At 62.4% G+C, this 16,958-nt stretch carries 15 protein-coding genes; 12 read left to right on the forward strand and 3 right to left on the reverse strand.

Annotated features, from left to right (window positions below):
- Positions 1 to 8 precede the first annotated feature (8 nt).
- Both ACQ4WL_RS10560 and ACQ4WL_RS10565 read right to left on the reverse strand, forming a co-directional pair.
- A complete protein-coding gene (locus tag ACQ4WL_RS10560; protein WP_436509681.1) occupies positions 9 to 371 on the reverse strand; it encodes an STAS domain-containing protein in 363 nt (120 codons plus the stop codon).
- Between the two features lie 7 nt (positions 372 to 378).
- Complete coding sequence (locus tag ACQ4WL_RS10565) at positions 379 to 1,272, reverse strand: STAS domain-containing protein (protein WP_436509682.1); 894 nt, start codon at positions 1,270 to 1,272, stop codon at positions 379 to 381.
- 226 nt (positions 1,273 to 1,498) lie between these two features.
- Here ACQ4WL_RS10565 and ACQ4WL_RS10570 point away from each other — a divergent pair, with 226 nt between their 5' ends.
- The 4 genes from ACQ4WL_RS10570 (at position 1,499) to ACQ4WL_RS10585 (ending at position 5,251) form a co-directional block, all read left to right on the forward strand.
- Positions 1,499 to 1,912 carry a hemerythrin domain-containing protein gene (locus tag ACQ4WL_RS10570; RefSeq protein ID WP_436509683.1) on the forward strand — a complete coding sequence of 138 codons (414 nt, stop codon included), beginning with the start codon at positions 1,499 to 1,501 and terminating at the stop codon, positions 1,910 to 1,912.
- Between the two features lie 39 nt (positions 1,913 to 1,951).
- Positions 1,952 to 3,133, forward strand: a complete 1,182-nt coding sequence (gene hmpA, locus ACQ4WL_RS10575; RefSeq protein ID WP_436509684.1) for an NO-inducible flavohemoprotein — start codon at positions 1,952 to 1,954, stop codon at positions 3,131 to 3,133.
- Between the two features lie 127 nt (positions 3,134 to 3,260).
- Positions 3,261 to 3,569, forward strand: coding sequence for a DUF485 domain-containing protein (locus ACQ4WL_RS10580; protein ID WP_436509685.1), 309 nt, complete (start codon positions 3,261 to 3,263; stop codon positions 3,567 to 3,569).
- The gene (locus ACQ4WL_RS10585; RefSeq protein ID WP_436509686.1) at positions 3,566 to 5,251 is read left to right on the forward strand and encodes a cation acetate symporter; all 1,686 of its coding nucleotides are present in this window, start codon (positions 3,566 to 3,568) and stop codon (positions 5,249 to 5,251) included. The genes ACQ4WL_RS10580 and ACQ4WL_RS10585 overlap by 4 nt, the downstream gene beginning before the upstream one ends.
- 88 nt (positions 5,252 to 5,339) lie before the next feature.
- Here ACQ4WL_RS10585 and ACQ4WL_RS10590 read toward each other — a convergent pair whose 3' ends face one another.
- Positions 5,340 to 5,795 (reverse strand): RrF2 family transcriptional regulator, encoded by a 456-nt coding sequence (locus ACQ4WL_RS10590; protein WP_436509687.1) that lies wholly within the window; start codon positions 5,793 to 5,795, stop codon positions 5,340 to 5,342.
- Between the two features lie 356 nt (positions 5,796 to 6,151).
- Here ACQ4WL_RS10590 and ppc point away from each other — a divergent pair, with 356 nt between their 5' ends.
- The 8 genes from ppc to ACQ4WL_RS10630 all read left to right on the forward strand — a co-directional run bounded on the left by ppc (position 6,152) and on the right by ACQ4WL_RS10630 (position 16,627).
- Positions 6,152 to 8,905 (forward strand): phosphoenolpyruvate carboxylase, encoded by a 2,754-nt coding sequence (ppc, locus tag ACQ4WL_RS10595; protein WP_436509688.1) that lies wholly within the window; start codon positions 6,152 to 6,154, stop codon positions 8,903 to 8,905.
- Between the two features lie 109 nt (positions 8,906 to 9,014).
- Positions 9,015 to 10,025 carry a type I glyceraldehyde-3-phosphate dehydrogenase gene (gap, locus tag ACQ4WL_RS10600; RefSeq protein WP_116744589.1) on the forward strand — a complete coding sequence of 337 codons (1,011 nt, stop codon included), beginning with the start codon at positions 9,015 to 9,017 and terminating at the stop codon, positions 10,023 to 10,025.
- 87 nt (positions 10,026 to 10,112) lie between these two features.
- Positions 10,113 to 11,573: a pyruvate kinase gene (pyk, locus tag ACQ4WL_RS10605; RefSeq protein ID WP_436509689.1), complete on the forward strand. Its 1,461-nt coding sequence runs from the start codon at positions 10,113 to 10,115 to the stop codon at positions 11,571 to 11,573.
- 168 nt (positions 11,574 to 11,741) lie between these two features.
- Complete coding sequence (locus tag ACQ4WL_RS10610; RefSeq protein ID WP_436509690.1) at positions 11,742 to 11,924, forward strand: hypothetical protein; 183 nt, start codon at positions 11,742 to 11,744, stop codon at positions 11,922 to 11,924.
- Between the two features lie 185 nt (positions 11,925 to 12,109).
- Positions 12,110 to 12,610, forward strand: a complete 501-nt coding sequence (locus ACQ4WL_RS10615; RefSeq protein ID WP_436510069.1) for a sigma-70 family RNA polymerase sigma factor — start codon at positions 12,110 to 12,112, stop codon at positions 12,608 to 12,610.
- 8 nt (positions 12,611 to 12,618) lie between these two features.
- Positions 12,619 to 13,584 (forward strand): FecR domain-containing protein, encoded by a 966-nt coding sequence (locus ACQ4WL_RS10620; RefSeq protein ID WP_436509691.1) that lies wholly within the window; start codon positions 12,619 to 12,621, stop codon positions 13,582 to 13,584.
- A 100-nt stretch (positions 13,585 to 13,684) separates the two neighbouring features.
- Complete coding sequence (locus tag ACQ4WL_RS10625) at positions 13,685 to 16,183, forward strand: TonB-dependent siderophore receptor (RefSeq protein WP_436509692.1); 2,499 nt, start codon at positions 13,685 to 13,687, stop codon at positions 16,181 to 16,183.
- Between the two features lie 75 nt (positions 16,184 to 16,258).
- Entirely contained in the window at positions 16,259 to 16,627 is a 369-nt protein-coding gene (locus tag ACQ4WL_RS10630; RefSeq protein WP_436509693.1) for a hypothetical protein, read from the forward strand.
- Positions 16,628 to 16,958: the final 331 nt, after the last annotated feature.

Here is a 16,958-nt window from a genome sequence, read left to right on the forward strand (position 1 = left end):
CGCCCCCTTCATGCGCATGCGCCGTCCCGTTCCAGCAGCTTGATGCCCCGTTCCACGTTGAGCGCCGTGCTGACGCCGTCCAGCGTCAAGCCCAGTTCCACCAGGGTGATGGCGACGGCTGGCTGCATGCCCACCACCACGGTGCGTGCGTCGAGGATTTTCGCCATCGCCGCCGTGTTGCTGATCATGCGGCCGATGAAGGAGTCGACGATGTCGAGCGCGGAAATGTCGATCAGCACGCCCGTGGCGCGGTCCGTCACGATGCGCGTCGTCAGGTCGTCCTGCAAGGTCATCGCCAGGCGGTCATGCATGTCCACCTGGATCGTCACCAGCAGCAGCCGGCCCATGCGTAATATGGGGATTCTTTCCATAGGCGCCTCAGTGTTGTTGCTGCTGGTAAGTGATGCTGGAACCCGTGCGTTTCAGGGCCACGACGAAGGCGTCGGCCAGGGTGGCCTTGGTCATCACGTCTTCCAGGTTGACGCCCAGGTGCACAATGGTTTGCGCGATCTGCGGGCGGATGCCGCTGATGATGCAGTCGGCGCCCATCAGGCGCGCGGCGGCGATGGTTTTCAACAGGTGTTGCGCCACCAGGGTGTCGACCGTGGGCACGCCCGTGATGTCGATGATGGCGATCAGCGCGCCCGTGTCGACGATCTTTTGCAGCAGGCTTTCCATCACCACCTGCGTACGGGCGCTGTCGAGGGTGCCGATCAGGGGCAGGGCCAGCACGTTTTGCCACAGCTGCACCACGGGCGTGGACAGTTCCAGCAATTCCTGCTGCTGGCGCAATATCACCTGTTCGCGCGCCTTCTGGTAGATGGCGATGGTCAGCAGGCCCAGTTCGTCGAACAGCTTGCTGGTGCTGATGATGGCGTCGCCCAGCTCTTGCGGCTGCGCCGTGATTGTCTGGCGCAGGTAGGCGAACAGCGGTTCCTTCAGGGCGAACATGAAGCTGGCCGTGTCGATCGGCGAATAGCCCTGGCGTACGCGCGATTGCGATATTTCGGCGAGCAGGTGGCGCGTGTCGTCCCAGGCGCCGCCTTCGATGTCGAATGCGTCGCCGCTGTCGAGCGCGCCCGCCAGCAGCGGCAGCAATTGCGCTGCCTGCTGGCGCAGCTCGTTTTCCGCAATCTTGTCGCGCCGCACCAGGCGGGCGACCAGGCCGGCCATCCAGCCGTCCAGCAGTTCCGTGTGGTGCCCGCTGATGATGCTGGCCAGTTGCTGCGCCTGGCCCGTGCCCGTCTTGACCGTGTCCGTCTTCATTTTCATGCTCATCCTTCGCTGGAGTGGAGGGTGCGGCACGGCCGCAAACGGGCACGCGCTGTGATGAATAAATTATAGGCAGGCAGGGCAGTAGCCTGTGTTCTGTGCCGCACATAGTGGCGCATGTCGCCCCAGATTCCAGCAGGAAACATCGGCGCATTAAAGATGCATGTAATTTGCATGTTTAAGCGAATTCCGCTACACTGGCAACACTCAACAAGAGAAACACGCCATGAATATCGACAAATTCAAACAGCAGCACCTGGCCATCCTGGCCTCCATCGATGACTTGCGCCAGCTGGCACGCGGCGGCGTTGCCGCCCAGGCGCAGGCGATTGCCGAACAGATCATCGCCATGAGCGGCTTGATCAAGCTGCATCTGGCCGTCGAGCAGCGCTATCTGTATCCGGCTGCGCAAAGTTGCGGCGTGGCCAAGGTAGCGCAGCTGGGGCGCCAGTACGAAAACGAAATGCACGGCATTGCCGGTGCCTACCTGGACTTCGCCGGCCGCTGGAATACGCCAGTGCGCCTGGCAGCCGAACCGGATGCCTTCCGCAGCGAAGCCAATACCGTGCTGCACGCGCTGTTCCAGCGCATGCGGCGCGAAGACCACGAGCTGTATCCAGCCGTTGAAACGCTGGCTTGAGACCGCCTACTAATACACACAGACACACAGGAGTTTTACATGCTGACCCAAGAACAACGCGCCATCATTACGGCCACCGTCCCCATCCTCGAACAAGGCGGCGAAGCGCTGACGCGCCACTTCTACAAGAATCTGTTCCGCGACCATCCCGAAGTGCTGCCGTACTTTAACCAGGCGCACCAGCACAGCGGCGACCAGCAGCGCGCGCTGGCCAATGGCGTGCTGATGTATGCCAAGAACATCGACAAGCTTGCCGCGCTGGGCGACCTGGTGGCCACCATCGTCAACAAGCACGTGGCCTTGCAGATCCGCGCCGAGCACTATCCGCTGGTGGGCGCCAGCCTGCTGCAAGCCATCCGCGAAGTGCTGGGCGCCGAGGTGGCCAGCGACGCCGTCATCGATGCCTGGGGCGCGGCCTACGGCCAGCTGGCCGACATCCTGGCCGGTGAAGAGGGGCGCATCTACAAGGCACAGGCGGCCGCACCCGGCGGCTGGAGCGGCGCGCGCGATTTTCTGGTGCGCAGCAAGACGGTGGAAAGCGCGGAAATCACGTCCTTCCTGCTGGCGCCTGCCGATGGCCAGTCCGTGCTCGACTTTGCACCGGGTCAATATATCGGCGTGCTGGCCAGCGTTGATGGCGTGCCCATGCGCCGCCAGTACTCCTTGTCTGCTGCCAGCAATGGCCAGACTTACCGCATCAGCATCAAGCGCGAAGAGGGCGGCAAGATGTCCAATTTCTTCCACGACCACGTGCAGGCCGGTGATACGGTGCAGCTGACGCCGCCATCGGGTGACTTCGTGCTGATGGACAGCGACAAGCCGCTGGTGCTGATCAGTGGCGGCGTGGGTATCACCCCGACCCTGGCGATGCTGACGGCGGCCCTGCGCGGCAAGCGTCCCGTGCATTTCATCCACGCGGCGCGCAACCAGGGCGTGCATGCGTTTCGCCAGCAGATCGACGCACTGGCCGCGCAGCACCCCCAACTGCAACGTTATTACTGCTACGCGGAACATGCCGGCGAGCAAGAGGCGCCCGATGCAGTCGGTTTGCTCAACAAAGAGAACCTCGATCACTGGCTGCCGGCCTCGCGCGACGTCGACGCCTACTTCCTGGGACCGCAGCCCTTCATGCGCGCCGTCAAGCAATATCTGCGCGAGCTGGGCGTGCCGGAACAGCAGACGCACCATGAATTCTTCGGACCGGCAGCCGCGCTGAACTGACCTTGTCTGTCTTGTGTTGCTCCTGCGAGAAAAAACCGCTGCCGTAAGGGGCGGGTAAGTCTCGCGCTGTACTGTGAATCCAAGCTCGCACAAAAGAGCACGCTTTTACATAACAGGAGGCAACACAATGCATGACGATCTGGTTCAGAAAATCAAGGGAGATCCCAACTATCATCAGCTGCTCAAGGTACGCTCCCGCTTCGGCTGGGCGCTGACTGGCCTGATGATGCTGGTGTACTACGGCTACATCCTGCTCATCGCCTTCAACAAGGAATTTCTTGCCACTAAAACGGGCACCGGTGTGATGACCTGGGGCATGCCGATCGGCCTGTTCGTCATCGTGTTTACCGTGGTGATCACCGGCATTTATGTGCGCCGCGCCAACAAGCAATTCGACGACTTGACCAGCGCCATCCAGGCACGGGTGCAAGCATGAACCGCGCCCCATCGATGCAACGCAAACTCACCTGCCTGGCAGCCTTGACCTTGCTGGCGAGCGCCAGCAACAGCGTGCTGGCGGCCGGCGCCGACCTGGGCCAGGCAGTCAAGCAACCGACCAACTGGACGGCGATCATCATGTTCGCCGCCTTCGTCATTTTCACCCTGTTCGTCACCAAATGGGCTGCTGCGAAGACCAAGTCGGCTTCCGATTTCTACACGGCCGGCGGCGGCATCACGGGCTTCCAGAATGGCCTGGCCATTGCGGGCGACTATATGTCGGCTGCCTCCTTCCTCGGCATTTCCGCCGCCGTCTTTCTGAACGGCTACGATGGCCTGATCTACGCCATCGGCTTTCTCGTCGGCTGGCCCGTCATCACCTTCCTGATGGCCGAGCGCCTGCGCAACCTGGGCCGCTATACGTTTGCCGACGTGGCCGCCTACCGCTTCAAGCAGGCGCCGATCCGCATTTTCTCGGCTTCCGGCACCCTCGTCGTGGTGGCCTTCTACCTGATCGCGCAGATGGTGGGTGCGGGCCAGCTGATCAAGCTGCTGTTCGGCCTCGAGTACTGGATTGCCGTCGTCCTGGTTGGTACATTGATGATGATCTACGTGCTGTTTGGCGGCATGACGGCCACCACCTGGGTGCAGATCATCAAGGCCGTGATGCTGCTGGGCGGCGCCACCTTCATGGCCGTGGCCGTGCTGGCGCAATTCAATTTCAGCCCGGAAGCGCTGTTCGCCAAGTCGGTGGACGTGCATGCCACCAAGGAAGCCATCATGGGTCCCGGTTCCTTCATCAAGGACCCGATTTCGGCCATCTCGTTTGGCATGGCGCTGATGTTCGGTACGGCTGGTCTGCCGCACATCCTGATGCGTTTCTTCACGGTGCCGAGCGCCAAGGAAGCGCGCAAGTCCGTGTTCTGGGCTACGACCTGGATCGCCTACTTCTACATCCTGACCTTCATCATCGGCTTTGGCGCCATCGTGCTGGTGAGCACCAATCCCGAGTTCAAGGATGCTGCCGGCAAGTTGCTGGGCGGTAACAACATGGCGGCCGTGCATCTGGCCAAGGCCGTGGGCGGTAATGTGTTCCTCGGCTTCATGTCGGCGGTCGCGTTTGCCACCATCCTGGCCGTCGTGGCTGGCTTGACCCTGTCGGGCGCGTCGGCTGTCTCGCACGATCTGTATGCCACCGTCATCAAGAAGGGCAAGGCCACGGGCGCCAATGAGTTGAAAGTGTCGCGCGTGACCACGATCGTCCTGGGCATTATTGCCGTGGTGCTGGGTATTGCCTTCGAAAAGCAGAATATCGCTTTCATGGTCTCGCTGGCCTTCGCCATCGCCGCCTCGGCGAACTTCCCCGTACTGTTCATGTCGGTGCTGTGGAAAGACTGCACCACGCGGGGCGCCACCATCGGCGGCTTCCTGGGCTTGACCACGGCCGTGGCGCTGACGGTGGTGTCGAAGTCTGTCTGGGTCGACGTGCTGGGTCATCCGGCAGCGCTGTTCCCGTATGCCTCGCCGGCACTGTTCTCGATGACGGCAGGCTTTGTCGGCATCTGGCTGTTCTCGGTACTCGACAAGAGCCCGCGTGCGCGCATCGACCGCGCCGGTTACGAAGCGCAGCAAATGCGTTCGGAAACGGGCATCGGCGCCTCTGGTGCCAGCGCGCACTAAGCTGATTCTCCAGCGGTAGAAATGCACAATGCCCGGCTTGCCGGGCATTGTTGTTTTAGCGCACCGCCTAGCGTACCTACCTTCGGGCTTACTTTGCCAGGTGCAAGGGAATCACGCCCGCCGCCAGCGCGGGCACATTGCCTGTTGGCTCCAGGATGGCTGCCAGGGTCACCGTGTCGAGCACGGCAAGGAAGGCGGCCGTGGCCTGGCCCAGCTTGGCTTTCAGCAGGCAATCGGGCGTCAGCGGGCAAGTGTTGTTTTCCTTGTTAAAACATTCCGCCATGAAAAAATCGTTTTCCGTTTCGCGCACCACGGTGCCGATATTGATCTCGGCCGGGTCGCGCGCCAGGCGCAGGCCGCCATTGCGCCCACGCACCGTTTCCACGATGCCTGACAGGCCCAACTGGTGCACCACCTTCATCAAGTGATTCTTCGAGATGGTATGCAGGTCGGCGATGTCCTGGATGGTCACGAGCCGGTCGCGGTGCACGCCCAGGTACATCAGGGTGCGCAGGGTGTAGTCGGTATAGGCAGTCAGTCGCATGGGGTATCGTTTATAAAGATGTGGATTACATCCTGGTTTCATCCGCCAGCATACAGGAGAGTGCCTGGCCATCGCCACCGCCATGTGTGTTGCGCCGTCACTTTTCATCCTGGAAAGACAAAAGGTGGTTGCCTTTCGCTTAAATGCGTAGTAAATTTTCATATTGTTGCCCTGGTAAATAGCTCGCAAGCCCTTTGTGGCCCTTTTGGCGTGGATTTTATTGATGAAAATCAAGAGGATGGTGAGACGATAAGGTAAATTTACTACAAAATGGATGATGGGCGTTTCCCGGGCCGGGGAGCGCGTACTACGCAATCTGTGCGGTGCCGCCGTGGCCGCCCCAGGAAATGAATACCATGCAAATGAATGAAGTGAAAGACGAGCTGCTGAGCAGCGATATCCGCCAGTTGGGCCGTCTGCTGGGCGACGCCATCCGCAACCACCTGGGCGACCCCGCCTTTGAGCGCATCGAGCATGTGCGCCAGCTGGCCATCCGTTTCCGCCGCGACAATGATGAAGTGGCGCGCGCGCAGCTGTCGGACGCGCTGCAAGCGCTGTCGCAGGAAGAAACCACGCAATTGACGCGCGCTTTCAGCTATTTCTCGCTGCTGGCCAATATTGCAGAAGACCAACATCACATCCGCCGTACGCGCGCCCATTTGATCGCCGGTTCGCCGCCGCGCCAGGGTAGCCTCAGCCATGCCGTCGGCAATGTGTTCGACGCGGGCAAGGCCGATGCGCTGGCATCGTTCTTTGAAGATGCGTTTGTCAGCCCCGTCTTCACGGCGCATCCGACGGAAGTGCAGCGCAAGAGCATCCAGAATTGCCAGATGGCCATCGCGCGCCTGTTGAGCGAGCGCGACCGCGTGCAAATGACGCCGGAAGAGGCCGAGCAAAACGAAGAAGCGCTGGGCCGCGGCATCGTCACCCTGTGGCAGACGCGTCTGCTGCGCACCAGCAAGCTGTCTGTCATGGATGAAGTGGCCAATGGCCTGTCGTTCTACGACCACACGATCTTGCGCGAATTGCCGAAATTGTATTCCTCGCTGGAAACCATGCTGGCCCAGCGCGATGCCCGCTGGGAAGATGCGGAATTGCCCAATTTCATGAAGGTCGGCAGCTGGATAGGCGGCGACCGCGACGGCAACCCGTTTGTCACGGCCGATATCCTGCGCAGCACCCTGCAAACGCAGGCCGACAAGGTGCTCGACTTTTACCTCGGTGAATTGCGCAAGCTCGCTTCGCAGCTGTCGCTGGCGCAAATACTGAATGCCTGCAGCGAGCCGCTGCGCGCGCTGGCCGAACGTTCGGCCGATGCGTCGCCACACCGGGTCGACGAGCCGTACCGCCGCGCCTTGCATGGTATCCATGCGCGCCTGGAAGCGACGCGCGTCGCCTTGTGCGGCAAGGGCAAGCCAGCCGAAGGCGTGCAGCCGTATGCCGCGGCAGCTGAGTTGCTGGCCGACCTGGACGTGGTCCAGCATTCTCTCGTCAGCAATGGCTTGCGCGCGCTGGCGCGTGGCCGGCTGCGCCAGCTGCGCCGCGCCGTCAAGGTCTTCGGCTTTTCGCTGGCGCCGCTGGACTTGCGCCAGAATTCCGACGTGCACGAGCGCGTCGTGGGCGAACTGTTCGCCGGCGCCCAGCCGGGTCTTGTCTACCTGGACCTCGATGAAGAGCAGCGCATCGCCGTGCTGCTGGCCGAGCTGGAGTCGCCACGCCTGCTGACTTCGCCATATGCGCAATACTCGGAAGAAACCACGTCCGAACTCGACATTTTCCGCGCCGTGCGCGACGCCCATGTCAAATATGGCCGTGAATCGGTGCCGAACTGCATCATCTCGAAGGCGGCCAGCGTCTCGGACTTGCTGGAAGTGGCCTTGCTGCTGAAAGAAGTGGGCTTGCTGCGCCAGGATAGCCGCGAAGCGGACGTCAACATCATCCCGCTGTTTGAAACCATCGACGACTTACGCGCCGGCCCCGCCATCATGGCGCGCGCGTTCGGCTTGCCGTTCTACCGTGGCTTGCTTGCCTCGCGCGCGGACCAGCAGGAAGTCATGCTCGGCTATTCGGACAGCAACAAGGACGGCGGCTTTTTGACATCCGGCTGGGAACTCTACAAGGCCGAGATCGAACTGGTGACCGTTTTCAAGGAATACCAGATCAAGCTGCGCCTGTTCCACGGCCGCGGTGGTTCCGTCGGACGTGGCGGCGGACCCAGCTATGAAGCCATCCTGGCTCAGCCGGCCGGCGCCGTGCAGGGTCAGATCCGCCTGACGGAGCAGGGCGAAGTCATCACGGCCAAGTATGCGAACCCGGAAGTAGGGCGCCGCAACCTGGAAGTGCTGGTGGCCGCCACCATCCAGTCGACCCTGCTGCCGCAGGCACAGTTGCAGCCGAAGGCGTCCGCCGGCGCGGGCCACCTGGCCGCGATGGAAGAGCTGTCCGGCACGGCCCTGAACGCCTACCGCGACCTCGTCTACGGCACGCAAGGCTTCGAGCAGTATTTCTGGGAATCGACCGTGATCGCGGAAATCGCCGCGCTGAACATCGGCAGCCGTCCCGCCTCGCGCAAGAAATCCACGTCCATCGAGGATTTGCGCGCCATTCCCTGGGTCTTGAGCTGGGCGCAATGCCGCTTGATGCTGCCGGGCTGGTTCGGTTTCGGTTCCGCCGTGCAAGCCTACCTGGCTGCCCATCCGGTGGACGGCGCGGACGTGCTGCGCGGCATGTACACGGATTGGCCCTTCTTCACGTCCCTGCTGTCGAACATGGATATGGTCCTGGCCAAGAGCGATATCGCCATTGCCGGCAAGTATGCGGAACTGGTCAAGGACAAGGCTTTGCGCGACGCCATCTTCACGCGCATCCGCGCCGAATACGCGGCCACCCTGGACGCCTTGAAGCTGATCACGGGTCAGGAAGAGTTGCAGCAAGCCAATCCGCTGATGCAGCGCTCGATACGCAACCGTTTCCCCTACATCGACCCGCTCAATCACGTGCAGGTGGAGTTGTTGAAACGTTTTCGCGAAGGCAAGCAGGATGCGGCGGCGCGCACGGGCATTCATTTGTCGATCAACGGCATCGCCGCGGGCTTGCGCAATAGCGGTTAATGAAATCAAGCCCAAAAGCTAGGGCTGGGGTCGTACCCTGAGGGTACGACCCCGGTACTTGCACTTGGGTTGGATTTACGAACTCAGTAGAAAACATCTAGGAGACAGCATGACCATCAAAGTTGCCATCAATGGCTATGGCCGCATCGGCCGCAATGTCTTGCGCGCGTTTTATGAAGGCGGCAAGCAGCAGGATATCGAGATCGTCGCCATCAATGACCTGGGCGATGCCAAGTCGAATGCGCACCTGACGCGCTACGACACGGTGCACGGCAAGTTTCCCGGCGTCGTCACCATCGATGGCGAGAACATGCTCGTCAATGGCGACCGCATCCGCGTCTTCGCGCAGCGCGACCCGGCCCTGATACCCTGGGGCGAACTGGGTGTCGACGTGGTGCTCGAATGCACGGGTTTCTTCACTACCAAGGAAAAAGCCTCGGCCCACCTGAAGGGCGGGGCAAAGAAAGTCATCATTTCCGCACCGGGCGGCAAGGATGTGGATGCCACCATCGTGTTCGGCGTCAACCAGCATGTCTTGAAGGCATCCGATACGGTCATTTCCAACGCTTCGTGCACAACAAACTGCCTGGCGCCATTGGTGAAACCCCTGAACGATGCCATCGGCATCGAATCGGGCCTGATGACCACCGTGCACGCCTACACGAATGACCAGGTGTTGTCCGACGTGATGCATGAAGACTTGCGCCGCGCCCGCTCGGCCACGCATTCGATGATCCCCACCAAGACGGGCGCCGCTGCCGCTGTCGGCCTGGTCTTGCCGGAACTCAATGGCAAGCTCGATGGCTTTGCCATCCGCGTGCCGACGATTAACGTCTCGCTGGTCGACCTGTCGTTCATCGCCAAGCGCGATACGACGGTGGAAGAGGTGAATGCCTTGCTGAAAACGGCGTCTGAAGGCGCGCTGAAGGGCATTTTGACGTACCAGACGGAACCGCTCGTTTCCATCGATTTCAACCACAACCCGGCCTCGTCGAACTTCGATTCGACCCTGACCAAGGTCTCGGGCCGCCTCGTAAAAGTGTCGTCGTGGTACGACAACGAGTGGGGCTTCTCGAACCGCATGCTCGACACCACGGTCGCCCTGATGGCGGCCAAGTAAGAAAGAACCACCGCTGATCCAGCGCACCATGACGGCCGGCCCACAAGGCTGGCCCTTGTAGCAACTCATTATAGAAAGCAGCACACCATGACCATGCAAGTACGGCAACGCGCCACCAAGATCGTTTCCACCATCGGCCCCGCTTCGAACGATATCGATACCCTGGTCCGCATGTTCAAGGCCGGCGTCGACGTCGTGCGCCTGAACTTTTCGCATGGCAAGGCGCAAGACCATATCGACCGCGCCCGCATGGTGCGCGAAGCGGCGGCCCTGTGCGGCCGCGAAGTGGCCATCATGGCCGACTTGCAAGGCCCGAAAATTCGCGTCGGCAAGTTTGAAGAAGGCAAGATTTTCCTGGAAAACGGCGCCAAGTTCATCCTCGACGCGAAATGGGGCGAAAACGGCGAGCTGGGCAATATCGAGCGTTGCGGCCTCGACTACAAGGAATTGCCGCGCGACTTGCGCACGGCCGACGTGCTGCTGCTCAACGACGGCCTCATCGTCCTGACGGTGGACAAGGTCGTCGGCAGCGAAATCCACACGACCGTGAAAATCGGCGGTGAATTGTCGAACAACAAGGGCATCAACCGCCAGGGCGGCGGCTTGTCGGCGCCAGCGCTGACGGCGAAAGACATGGAAGACGTGAAAACGGCGATGAGTTTTCAGGCCGATTACGTGGCCGTGTCCTTCCCGAAAAACGCCACCGACATGGTGATGGCGCGTCAGTTGGCCAATATCGCCGGCGAAGCGTGGGACCACAAGCCGATGATGATCGCCAAGATCGAACGCGCGGAAGCCATTCCTGCGCTGCAAGAAATCCTCGACGCTTCCGACGGCATCATGGTGGCGCGTGGCGACCTGGCCGTGGAAGTGGGCAATGCGGCCGTGCCGGCCCTGCAAAAGCGCATGATCAAGATGGCGCGCGCGTCGAACAAGCTTGCCATTACGGCAACGCAGATGATGGAATCGATGATCGTTAACGCCGTGCCGACCCGCGCGGAAGTGTCCGACGTGGCCAATGCCGTGCTCGATGGCACGGACGCCGTCATGACGTCGGCGGAAACGGCCTCGGGCCGCTACCCGATCGAGACGGTGGAAGCCATGGCCGCCATCTGCCTGGACGCGGAAAAGTGGGATACCTGCAAGCTGGATGCCGACTTCCTCAACGCCACGTTCTCGCGCATCGACCAGTCGATCGCCTACGGCGCGCTGTTTACGGCCCATCACCTGCGCGTGAAAGCCATCGCCACACTGACGGAATCGGGTTCCACGGCCCTGTGGATGAGCCGTTGCAACATCGACATCCCCATCGTCGCGCTGACCCCGAGCGTAGGCACGCGCCGCAAGCTGGCCCTGTACCGCAACGTCAGCACCCTGGAATTGACGTCCGGCACCGACCGCGACAAGGTCTTGCAGCAGGCGGAAGAGTTGCTGCTGGAACATAAGGTCGTGACCAAGGGTGACACGGTCGTACTGACCTGGGGCGAGCCGATGGGCAAGGTCGGCGGCACGAATGCACTGAAAATCATGAAGATCGGCCAGCACTGATCGTCTATTATTGACCACATCGCTGGCCGACAGCCGCCTGCAGCCTTAAGAATGGCTGAAAGAGGGCCGTTGGCCGCGTACTGCAATGGCAGATGTCCAATCAGCCATTGCAGTGACCACATTTCCGTGTCAGCATGGTTTTCCTATCTTGTAAGGCTTCCGGAGTCCATGATGACTGCATACCTGCCTGCCCTGATCTGGTCGCTGTCGGCCTTCGCTTGCCTCTACATTGCCAAACGCCGCTCCTTGAAAACAACCGCTGTCAGGGTCATCCTGGTGGTGTTTCTGGGGCCGCTAGCCATTCCCTTCGTGCTGGCCGCAAAGCCCGAAAAACGCACGCTGGCCTCATGACAGGCGCGCGACAGGCGTGCCATCCTGCTTGAAACAACAGTTTCCGTGCGGGGGCAGGCGCCGGCATTGACGCGGGCGCGCAGTGTTTGCGATAATGAGAATTATTCTCAGTTGAGTGGCGTGTTCCACCCGGCTATCGCAAACCCTCCACCTTGCCGCTTGCAGCGCAGGAGTCCCTAGTGAACATGGCGCAATCCGGCGAATCGATCGCCGTCATTTACAGCAATCACCACGGCTGGCTGATGCGCTGGCTGCGCGCCAAGCTGCAGTGCGCCGACCATGCGGCCGACCTGGCGCAGGATACTTTCCTGCGCCTGCTGATGGCGCCGCCGGAAGGCCGGCAGACCTTGCGCGAACCGCGCGCCTACCTGACCACCGTGGCGCAGCGCTTGCTGATCGACCATTACCGGCGCGTCTCGCTGGAGCAGGCGTGGCTGGAAACCCTGGCGCAGCAGCCCGATCTGCTGATGCAGTCGCCGGAAGAGCGTTTGCTGGTACTGGAGGCCTTGCAGCGCATCGATGCCATGCTCGACGGCTTGCCGCCGCTGGTGCGCAGCGCTTTTTTGCTGGCGCATGTCGACGGCCTCGCTTACGGGGAAATCGCGCGGCGCCTGGCCGTGAGCGAGCGCAGCATCAAGCGCTACATGGTGCAGGCGTTTGAGCGCTGCATCCTGCTGATCCTGTGAGCGCCAGCATGACTGCCATCGATCCCCGCGCCGCCCGGGCGGCAGCGCAATGGCTGGTGCGCCTGCATGCAGGCGCCTTGAACCCTGACGAGCAGCAAGCCTTCCTGTTCTGGCGCGCCGGCGATCCCGCGCACGAAACGGCGTGGAAGCGGGCCGAGCTGGTGTGCAGCACCCTGGCCAGCGTGCCGCCCGCGCTGCGCCAGACGGCGGACGCGGTGCCGCAGTCGCCGCAGCGGCGTGCCGTGCTCTACGGCCTGGCCGGGCTGATCGCGGCCGGGCCGGCGCTGTGGCTGGCCAGCCAGTCGGCACCCTGGCAAGCGTGGCGCGCCGGCATCCGCACGGCCAGGGGCGAAATCCGCCACATGACATTACCGGATGGCACGCAACTGGTGCTCAATACGGATACGGCCATCGATGTGCATTACGGCGCGGCATTGCGGCAGGTCGTGCTGCATGCCGGGGAAATCCACGTCGCTACGGCGCACGACCGGGCCGTGCCGGCGCGACCGTTTCTCGTGCGCAGCAGCAATGGCGCCGTGCGCGCGCTGGGCACGCACTTCAGCGTGCACCAGGGCGGCAGCGTGCTGGCGCCGCGCACGCAGGTGAGCGTCAGCGAAGGTGCCGTCGAGATCCAGCCATCGCAGGCGCCCGAGGCCGTGCGCAGGGTCAATGCGGGCCAGCAGGGCAGTTTCGATGACGTGGCCGTTGCCCCCTTGTCGCCGCTGGCGCCGCACGCTGCCGGCTGGCTGCAGGGCGTGCTGATCGCCGAGCGCATGCCGCTGGGCGAGGTACTCGAACAGGTGGCGCGCTATCGCTACGGCGTGCTGCGCTGCGATCCGGCGCTGGCCGCCATGCCCGTGGACGGCATTTTCCAGTTGAACGACCCGGACAACATCCTGCTCTTGCTGCAGCGCTCCTTGCCGATCCGGCTGGCGCGCCGCACGCGCTACTGGATCAGTGTCGAGGCGGCGTAAGCTGACATGCGCGCAATTTGCATTTTCTTTGTCCCTTTTTTCAGATTGCTTCGTCATACAAGGTAGAGAACGAACAATCCGAACCATCGAAAGGGTCCACATGGCTGTGCAGCACCGCTTACTCTCACCATGGACGCCACTCGCGCTCCATCCCACCACCGGCGCCGTGCGCGCCGCGCTGGTCCTGCTCCTCGCCATGGGCGCGGCCGGCGCCGGCTTGCCGCAAACGGCGCTCGCCGCCGAGTCCAGCCCTGCCGCCAATATGCGCGACTATCATATCCCCGCCGGCAGCCTGCGCAGCGCGCTGGCATCGTTTGCCATCGCCGCCGGGATCAACCTGTCCACCCAGGGCGTGGTGCTCGACGGCCTGGCGACGCCAGGCTTGCAGGGCCGCCATGGCGTCTCCGCCGGCCTGCAAAAACTGCTGCAAGGCAGCGGCCTCGACGTGCTTGAAAACGGCAATGGCAATTACCTGTTGCGCAAGATCAATACCAGCACGGCCGATGGCGGCCTGGCCAGCATGCCCGCCGTGATCGTCAGCGCCGAGGCGGACCGCGCCACGGAAGGCACGGGGCTCTATACGTCGCGCGCCATGTCGACGGCCACGGGCTTGAACCTGTCGCAGCGCCACACGCCGCAAACGGTCAGCGTCATTTCGCGCCAGCAAATGGAAGATTTCGATTTGACCACCTTGCAGGATGTGGCGCGCGCCACGCCCGGCCTGTATGGCAAGACGCAAGGCGTGTCCGACCAGGAAACCACGTATTTCGCGCGCGGTTTTGCCTTGAGCCACGTGAATGTCGATGGCTTGCCGCTCGATGTCACAGAGTTTAATGAACGCAACGTCTCAGCCGACATGCTGATGTATGACCGTGTGGAAGTGGTGCGCGGCGCCACGGGCTTGATGGAAGGGGCGGGTGCACCGTCGGGCAGCATCAACATGATACGCAAGCGTCCCACGGCCACGCCCTTGCTGAACGCGTCTGCCCACCTGGGCAGCTGGAAGGACCGGCAATTGACGGTCGACGCCAGCAATGCCCTGAACGCCTCGGGTAGCGTGCGCGGGCGCGTGGCGGCCAGCTGGCGCGACAGCGACAGCTTTGTCGACGTGGTCAACAATACCAACGGCACCGTGTATGCGATCGTCGAGGCGGATCTGACGCCGTCGACCACGGCCGGCATCGGTTTTTCGCGCCAGCACAGCCGTACCGACGGCGTGTTCGTCGGCTTGCCGACCTTGCCCGACGGTCGCCACATGGACTTGCCACGCTCGACTTTCCTGAACAATGCCGATTCTTTTCAGAAACGCGACAACAACGTCGTCTTCGCCGACCTGGAAACGAAGCTGGAGCAGGGCTGGCGCAGCCGCTTCGCCATCACGCACATCGATGCCTCGTCGAGCACGCGCAATACCACCAACAGCCGCGTCGATGGCGCAACGTTTCTGCTGGAACAGTCGGAAACGGGCTGGAAGTACAGCACGCAACAAGTGGTGGCCGACTGGCGCTTGAGCGGCCCCGTCACCTGGTTCGGTCGGCAGCATGACGTCATCGTCGGCGCCAGCTACCGCCATGACGATTCGGACGCGGCCCAGAGCTGGGACGGCGCGCAAACGCGTGTGATCGATATCGGCCACTGGAATCCGCACGCCTACCCGATGCGCGGCGCGCCGTTCGAGCCGTACAACTGGGGCCGCAAGACGGACGAGAAGGGCATTTATGCGGCCGGCAACTTCAGCCTGGCCGATCCGCTGCGCCTGGTGCTGGGCGGGCGCTTCGGCTGGTATGCGCAGGATGTCACGGGCTGGTATGCCACCAATCCGACGTGGCGCCGCGACCTGACGGAAAACGCCAAGTTCACGCCGTACGCGGGCATGGTCTACGACCTGGACGCGCACCATTCCGTGTATGCGAGCGGCACGCAGATATTCCAGCCGCAAAGTTCGCTCGATGCGCGCGGCAATACCTTGCCGGCTTTGAGCGGCAGCAACCTGGAAGCGGGCGTCAAGGGCGAGTATTTCGGCGGCAGGCTCAATGCCAGCGGTGCCGTGTTCCGCATCCGGCAAAACAACCGCGCCATGGCCGATGAGGTCAATTGTCCGACCGGCGGCGCCATCTACTGCGCCCGCGCTACCGGGCAGGTGCAGAGCGAAGGCGTCGACTTGCAATTGTCGGGCTCACCTCTGCCGGGCTGGCAGATCGCGGGCGGCTACACTTATGTGCTGGCCAAGTACACGAAGGATAGCGTGGCCGCCAACATCGGCCAGCGCATTGCCACCGATGAGCCAAAGCAATTGTTCAAGCTGTACACGAATGTGCAGCTGAGCGGCAGCCTGGCGCAGTGGAACCTGGGCGCCTCCATCTACGCGCAGGACAAGATTGACCGCCGCGACAAGGCTTTCCTGACGCAGCAGGGCGGTTACGCCATCGTCGGCCTGACGGCTGGCTACCGTCTCAGCGAGCAGCTGCAGCTGCGCGTGAGTGTCGACAATGTGCTCGACCGCCGCTATTACCAGGGGCTCGGCTATTCCTGGTCGGGTGGGCTGGAACGCTACGGCGCGCCGCGCAGCGTGCTGCTGTCCTTGAATTACAAGCTGTAGCGGCTGCTCCAGCAGAGCGCGCCTGTGCGGGCGCCTCTGATACACTGCCGCCGTCTTCACTTTTACACTGCTCCCATGTCCGCCACGCCTGTCCTGACGCCCCTGAAAAACGCTTTCCAGCTATCGCGCACCGAGAATAACATCGAGCTGATCCTGCCCGAACTGCTGGCCGCGCAATTGCACGTCGTCATCGGCGGGCAAAGCGAGCAGATCGACCTGTTTCTTGTGCCGTCGCCCAATCCCGAGCGCCGCTGCGTGACGGTGGCGGAAGACCCGGCCTTCCTGGCCGGCATCGCGTTTCCCAAGCTTCCCGTGACGGGCGCGCAGCTGATCGCGTCGATTCCGCCCGAGATCGAGATCGTTATCCTGCATGGCGATGGCGCCAACTACCTGACGCGCGAGCAACTGGCGTGGTTCCGCGGCATGCTGGCATCCAACGCTTGAGCGGTATTCCCGCCAGACCCTGCAAGCCGGTGCGCGCCGAATGGATACGCTTTGCGCCGGGCGACGCGGCGCCTGTCCGCTTGGCCGCTGATGCCGCCCGCCTGAGCGGCGGGCCGCTGTCGCATAAGGGTCGCAGAACATTGCCTTTCTTGCCATGATATTGTTGAAGTCCTATGAATATGTTCGCAAAGCAACTATACTCATGGCTCTTTAAAAAATCATCGTCACGCTGGCGGCCAGTCATCCGCGCCAGAGTTCGTACCCATTCCGCTTTTTCTCTCTGTAAAAAGCACTTTTCCCCCGCGCGGCAGGCGCGGGCGTGATGACCGAG

Origin of the sequence: Janthinobacterium kochi, assembly GCF_051380715.1 — a bacterium.
Lineage (GTDB): Bacteria > Pseudomonadota > Gammaproteobacteria > Burkholderiales > Burkholderiaceae_D > Janthinobacterium.

What these genes read in the sequence shown, in the direction of transcription:
- ACQ4WL_RS10615 (WP_436510069.1), top strand. Translation starts at nt 12,110, where the DNA reads ATGGCGCAATCCGGCGAATCGATCGCCGTCATTTACAGCAATCACCAC.
- ACQ4WL_RS10585 (WP_436509686.1), top strand. Translation starts at nt 3,566, where the DNA reads ATGAACCGCGCCCCATCGATGCAACGCAAACTCACCTGCCTGGCAGCC.
- ACQ4WL_RS10610 (WP_436509690.1), top strand. Translation starts at nt 11,742, where the DNA reads ATGATGACTGCATACCTGCCTGCCCTGATCTGGTCGCTGTCGGCCTTC.
- ACQ4WL_RS10620 (WP_436509691.1), top strand. Translation starts at nt 12,619, where the DNA reads ATGACTGCCATCGATCCCCGCGCCGCCCGGGCGGCAGCGCAATGGCTG.
- ACQ4WL_RS10560 (WP_436509681.1), bottom strand. Translation starts at nt 371, where the DNA reads ATGGAAAGAATCCCCATATTACGCATGGGCCGGCTGCTGCTGGTGACG.
- gap (WP_116744589.1), top strand. Translation starts at nt 9,015, where the DNA reads ATGACCATCAAAGTTGCCATCAATGGCTATGGCCGCATCGGCCGCAAT.
- ACQ4WL_RS10630 (WP_436509693.1), top strand. Translation starts at nt 16,259, where the DNA reads ATGTCCGCCACGCCTGTCCTGACGCCCCTGAAAAACGCTTTCCAGCTA.
- ACQ4WL_RS10570 (WP_436509683.1), top strand. Translation starts at nt 1,499, where the DNA reads ATGAATATCGACAAATTCAAACAGCAGCACCTGGCCATCCTGGCCTCC.
- ACQ4WL_RS10625 (WP_436509692.1), top strand. Translation starts at nt 13,685, where the DNA reads ATGGCTGTGCAGCACCGCTTACTCTCACCATGGACGCCACTCGCGCTC.
- pyk (WP_436509689.1), top strand. Translation starts at nt 10,113, where the DNA reads ATGACCATGCAAGTACGGCAACGCGCCACCAAGATCGTTTCCACCATC.
- ACQ4WL_RS10580 (WP_436509685.1), top strand. Translation starts at nt 3,261, where the DNA reads ATGCATGACGATCTGGTTCAGAAAATCAAGGGAGATCCCAACTATCAT.
- hmpA (WP_436509684.1), top strand. Translation starts at nt 1,952, where the DNA reads ATGCTGACCCAAGAACAACGCGCCATCATTACGGCCACCGTCCCCATC.
- ACQ4WL_RS10590 (WP_436509687.1), bottom strand. Translation starts at nt 5,795, where the DNA reads ATGCGACTGACTGCCTATACCGACTACACCCTGCGCACCCTGATGTAC.
- ppc (WP_436509688.1), top strand. Translation starts at nt 6,152, where the DNA reads ATGCAAATGAATGAAGTGAAAGACGAGCTGCTGAGCAGCGATATCCGC.
- ACQ4WL_RS10565 (WP_436509682.1), bottom strand. Translation starts at nt 1,272, where the DNA reads ATGAAAATGAAGACGGACACGGTCAAGACGGGCACGGGCCAGGCGCAG.